This is a genomic window from Micrococcus sp. LASM2_SD2, from assembly GCF_057364565.1.
Window position 1 is genome coordinate 1 of sequence record NZ_JBNFOB010000194.1, and the last position, 4,630, is coordinate 4,630.

Genomic DNA, 4,630 nt, shown 5'->3' on the forward strand with positions numbered 1-4,630 from the left:
AGGCCGCAGGCTGAGTGGCTCCATGTCCGTGCTCGGCGAGCACGCGACGGGCGCCGACCACGTCCCGGCGGCGTGGGCGGGATACCGGCCGTCCGCATCCGGCGCGGGCAGCAGGGCGAACCGCTCGAGCTCGGCCAGGGCGGCCGGGGTCAGTCCCTGGGACGCGCAGAGCTGTTCCGCCGTCGGCGCTGGGGAGCGGCGTCCGCCGCGCCCGCGCCTCGGCCGGGGGCGAGGGTGTGCCCGCCGGGCAGGGGCTCGGGCCGCTCGCCCCGGTCCAGGGCGTCCAGGTGCTCTCGGATGACCTTGAGCGGGAGGAACTGGTCGCGCTGCACGGTCAGGACGAACCGGAGCCGATCCACGTCCTCCGCGGTGAACTTGCGATAGCCGGCCGGCGTGCGTGTGGGGTGCACGAGCCCGCGCTCCTCGAGGAAGCGGAGCTTGGAGGCGGCCACGCGCGGGAACTCGTCCCGCAGCTCGGCCAGGACCTCGCCGATGGTGAGGGTGGACGACGACGCCCCCGAGTCCTCTCGGGGGCCTCGCGGCGTGCTCGTAGCGTCGGCCTGCACGGCGTCCGTGGCCTCAGGCGCGGCTCGGCGCGGTGTAGTAGATCAGGCGGAACTTGCCGATCTGCAGCTGCATGCCGTTGCGCAGCTGGACCTGGTCCACCCGGTCCTGGTTCACGAACGTGCCGTTCAGGGAGTTGCTGTCCACGAGCTCGTAGCCGCGCTCGTTGCGCCGGAACTCCGCGTGGCGGCGCGAGACCGTGACGTCGTCCAGGAAGATGTCCGCGTCCGGGTGGCGGCCCACCAGGACCACGTCCTCGTCCAGCAGGAAGCGGGCGCCGTGGTCCGGACCCTCATGGGCAACCAGGAGGGCCGAGTCCTCGGGCAGCGCGGCGATCGCCTCACGCTCCTCGCCGGACAGGCTGCGGTCGGAGACCGGTGCCAGGTCCGGGAGGCTGATGCTCGTGGTGTGGGCATCGGGCTCGCGACCGGCTCCGGCCGGGGAGTGGTGCTCCTGCATGGTGTGTTCGTCGCTCCTGAACTGGGCCCCGACTCGCTCGGGACGGTACGGCCGCGGGTGCGGCGGGTGGGGGTGCGCGCCGGGTCAGCCGACCTGCTCGGCGTAGCCGGCGGCGTCCATCAGCGCGTCCGTCTGGGAGGCGTCGGACAGCTCGACCTCGAACAGCCAGCCGCCCTCGTACGGGGCGGTGTTGACGAGACCGGGCTCACCGTCCAGGTCCTCGTTCACCGCGGTGACGGTGCCGGAGACGGGCGCGAAGATGTCGGAGACCGACTTGGTGGACTCGACCTCGCCCACGGCGGAGCCGGACTCGACCTGGGTGCCGACCTCCGGCAGGTCGACGTAGACGACGTCGCCCAGGGCGTCCTGCGCGAAGTCGGTGATGCCGATGCGGACGGTGCCGGCGGTGGAGGTCTCGGCGATCCACTCGTGCTCGGCGGAGTACTTCAGGCCCTCGGGAATGGCGCTCATGGCGGTGTCTCCTGTGTCGGTCGACGGACAGCGTGGTCACTGCACAGCGTAACGGAAATGTGACCCGTTCTACTCCCCCTCTCGGCCGGGCGCACCGTGCCCCCGGTGCGGTGCGCACCGGGGGCGGGGAGCCGTCGTCGGGAAGGGCGAGGCGACACCGCCGCGGCGGCGGTCAGTCGATGCCGCGCATGGCGCGGTGCACCGGCTTGACGATGAGCAGCATCAGCACGCCGACACCTACCGTCACGGCGCCGATCATGCCGAAGTAGGCGGCCTCGTTGTCCGCCGAGTACGAGCCCGCGAGGGACCCGGCGGCGGCGGTGCCGAGGGCCACGGACAGGTTGTACAGGGCCACCATGAGCACCGGGAAGGCCGCCGGGGCCAGCTTCGTGGACAGGGACAGCCCCACCGGGGACACCAGCAGCTCGCCGACCGTGGCGACGAACAGGATCAGGGTCAGCCACAGCAGCGGTACGGCCGCCACCGGGGCCATCGGGATGAACAGCAGGAACGCGACGCCGATGGCGATCAGACCCAGGCCGAACTTGGCCGGGGTGACCGGCTGGCGGCGGCCGAGCCGCGTCCACAGGGCGGCGAAGACCGGGGCGAAGAGGATGATGAAGATCGGGTTGATCGAGTTGACCCACTCCATCGGGATGTCCCAGCCGAACACGCTGCGGTCCAGGCGCTGCTCGGAGTACAGAGCGATCACCGTGAACTGCTGCTGGAACAGCGCGAAGAACACGGCGGATCCGATGAACAGCGGGATGAACGCCTTCACGCGCGACCGCTCCTCCGCCGTCACCTTGTCCGAGCGCAGCAGCACCACGAAGATCGCCACGGCGGCCACGGCCGCCACCACCACGACGGCGTCGGCCAGGTTGCCGACGTTCACGATGCCGGTGGCGAACAGCACCGCGACGACGGCCAGGCCGGCCAGGGCGAACAGCGCGGTGCGCCCGTACTGCGAGCGCGGCAGGCGGTCCGGGACGCTGTGCACGTCCGCCGGCAGGGATCGACGGGAGATCGCGTACTGGACCAGGCCGATCGCCATGCCCACGGCGGCCAGGCCGAAGCCGACGTGGAAGCCCCAGGACTCACGGGCGAAGCCGGTGATGAGCGGGCCGATGAGCGCACCGATGTTCACGCCCATGTAGAAGAGGGAGAAGCCGGCGTCGCGGCGCGGGTCCTCACGGGAGTAGAGGGCGCCGACCAGGTTGGCGGCGTTCGCCTTGAGCCCGCCGGAGCCGACGGCCACGAGGATCAGGCCGATGCCCAGGCCTACGAAGCCCGGCACGAGGGCCAGCGCGATGTGCCCGAGCATGATGAGCACGGCGCTGGAGAACATGGTCCGCTCGGAGCCGAGCAGGCGGTCCGCGACCCAGCCGCCGAGGATGCAGAACACGTAGACGAGTCCGCCGTAGGCGCCCACGATGCCTGTGGCCACCGCCTCGTCCATGCCGAGGCCGCCGCGGGTGAGCTCCCAACTCATGTAGTAGACGAGCATGACCTGCATGCCGTAGAAGGAGAAGCGCTCCCACATCTCCACGGAGAACAGGCTGGCGAGCTGGCGCGGCTGGCCGAAGAAGGTCGTGGTCTCGTCGGCGGTGCCGGCATCGGTCGGTGTCTGTGGCGGCGTCGGCTGGCCCGACGCGTCGTTCTGAGTCTTCACCGGCGGAACTGTCCTCCTGCCTGGAGGGGTCCGGCAAGCTCCTGGCACGGAGTGTCGCGGATCCCACGGTGACCTTCCCCACACTGCCGCCCGCTGTGCACGGGCTCCCGTACCGTGGACGGATGCCCCAGTACCGTGACCTCACCCGTGCCCGCAGCCTGATCACCCCGGTGGCCGACTTCCCCGCCGAGGGGGTCGTGTTCCAGGACGTGATGCCCCTGCTCACCGATCCGGTGGCGTTGCGCGCGTGCGTGCAGGAGATGCTGGTGCCGTTCTTCGGCCGGTTCGACGTGGTGGCCGGCCTGGAGGCTCGGGGCTTCCTGCTGGCCAGCGCCGCCGCCATGGTGGCGGACGTCGGGCTCCTCCCGATCCGGAAGGCGGGGAAGCTGCCGCGCCCGGCGGCCGAGGCCGCCTACGACCTGGAGTACGGCCGGGCCTGTGTGGAGGTCCAGGCGGACGTGGAGCCGGGCACCCGGGTGCTCGTGCTGGACGACGTGCTCGCCACCGGAGGCACCCTGGTGGCCGCCCACGAGGTGCTCCGCTCGATCGGCTGCGAGGTGGCCGGCAGTGCGGTGCTGCTGGAGATCCCCTCCCTCCGCGGCCGTTCCCGCGTGCCGGACGTGCACGCCGTGTTCGCCGGCTGAGCCCCGGGCGGCCCCGGAGACGAAGAAACCCGCGAGATCGAGGTGATCTCGCGGGTTTCACTGGGTCGGGCATGCGGGATTTGAACCCACGACCTCTTGACCCCCAGTCAAGCGCGCTACCAAGCTGCGCCAATGCCCGAGGTCGTACCGGAGAACTCCGGAACGGCACTGGATCACCATACAGCATGCACGCCGGTTCGCCGGAATCGGGCAGGTGTTCAGAAGGTGTAGGTCCGGTCCCCGACCGTGAACTCGACGGTCTCGAGGTTCCGGATCCGCTCCTTCGCCTGCTCGGCCTGTTCCCGCAGCGTGTCCTCCAGGACGGCGGGGTCGGCCTTGAGCGACTCCTCGCCGTAGTTCACCTCGAGCACGCCCTGATCGCCCTTGATGTGGAAGTCCTCAATGCCCTCGGCACCAGGCATCTGCCGGAACATCTCGGTGACCTTGCTGAAGTTCCCCAGCCAGGTGCCCTTGTACTCGTCCAGGACGGACCAGTCGAACTGCTCGAGCCTCTCGCGGGAGAGATCCTCCAGGCCCTGCAGCTCGGAGGCCTGGCCCTTCAGCTCCTCGGCCTGGCCGGTGAGCTCCTCGATCTGGGCGCAGCCGGTGAGCGCGGACAGGGACAGCGCCGTGGCGACGGCGAGGCCGGTGGTGCGGCGCAGAGAACGTGTCATGCGGTCATCGTAGGCCGCTTCCGTGGGAGCCGGATGAGAGCGCTGCTCCCCGTCCGGGCACGCCGGCACCACGCACGACGAACGGCCCCGCGCCCTGGGTGCGTGGCGCACCGGGGGGCGAGGGGGCGTCGTCGGGAAGGGACCGG

At 71.0% G+C, this 4,630-nt stretch carries 6 protein-coding genes and 1 tRNA gene; 1 reads left to right on the plus strand and 6 read right to left on the minus strand.

What is annotated here, in order from left to right; translation table 11 throughout:
- Positions 1-149: 149 nt before the first annotated feature.
- From ftsR to AC2W7A_RS09695, 4 genes are all read right to left on the minus strand, one after another.
- Positions 150-566 (minus strand): transcriptional regulator FtsR, encoded by a 417-nt coding sequence (gene ftsR / locus AC2W7A_RS09680; protein ID WP_485991175.1) that lies wholly within the window; start codon positions 564-566, stop codon positions 150-152.
- A gap of 13 nt (positions 567-579) precedes the next feature.
- Positions 580-1,023, minus strand: coding sequence for an FHA domain-containing protein (locus AC2W7A_RS09685; protein WP_485991176.1), 444 nt, complete (start codon positions 1,021-1,023; stop codon positions 580-582).
- An 84-nt stretch (positions 1,024-1,107) separates the two neighbouring features.
- Positions 1,108-1,494, minus strand: a complete 387-nt coding sequence (gcvH, locus tag AC2W7A_RS09690; protein WP_485991177.1) for a glycine cleavage system protein GcvH — start codon at positions 1,492-1,494, stop codon at positions 1,108-1,110.
- 172 nt (positions 1,495-1,666) lie between these two features.
- On the minus strand, positions 1,667-3,166 hold the full coding sequence (locus AC2W7A_RS09695) for a peptide MFS transporter (protein ID WP_485991178.1): 1,500 nt from the start codon (positions 3,164-3,166) through the stop codon (positions 1,667-1,669).
- 122 nt (positions 3,167-3,288) lie between these two features.
- Between AC2W7A_RS09695 and AC2W7A_RS09700 the strand changes: the two genes are divergently transcribed.
- Complete coding sequence (locus AC2W7A_RS09700; protein ID WP_485991179.1) at positions 3,289-3,810, plus strand: adenine phosphoribosyltransferase; 522 nt, start codon at positions 3,289-3,291, stop codon at positions 3,808-3,810.
- A gap of 65 nt (positions 3,811-3,875) precedes the next feature.
- Here AC2W7A_RS09700 and AC2W7A_RS09705 read toward each other — a convergent pair.
- Both AC2W7A_RS09705 and AC2W7A_RS09710 read right to left on the minus strand, forming a co-directional pair.
- Positions 3,876-3,949 (minus strand) — tRNA-Pro (locus AC2W7A_RS09705).
- A gap of 79 nt (positions 3,950-4,028) precedes the next feature.
- Entirely contained in the window at positions 4,029-4,484 is a 456-nt protein-coding gene (locus tag AC2W7A_RS09710; protein WP_485991180.1) for a DUF4825 domain-containing protein, read from the minus strand.
- Positions 4,485-4,630 lie beyond the last annotated feature (146 nt).

What these genes read in the sequence shown, in the direction of transcription:
- AC2W7A_RS09685 (WP_485991176.1), bottom strand. Translation starts at nt 1,023, where the DNA reads ATGCAGGAGCACCACTCCCCGGCCGGAGCCGGTCGCGAGCCCGATGCC.
- AC2W7A_RS09700 (WP_485991179.1), top strand. Translation starts at nt 3,289, where the DNA reads ATGCCCCAGTACCGTGACCTCACCCGTGCCCGCAGCCTGATCACCCCG.
- gcvH (WP_485991177.1), bottom strand. Translation starts at nt 1,494, where the DNA reads ATGAGCGCCATTCCCGAGGGCCTGAAGTACTCCGCCGAGCACGAGTGG.
- AC2W7A_RS09710 (WP_485991180.1), bottom strand. Translation starts at nt 4,484, where the DNA reads ATGACACGTTCTCTGCGCCGCACCACCGGCCTCGCCGTCGCCACGGCG.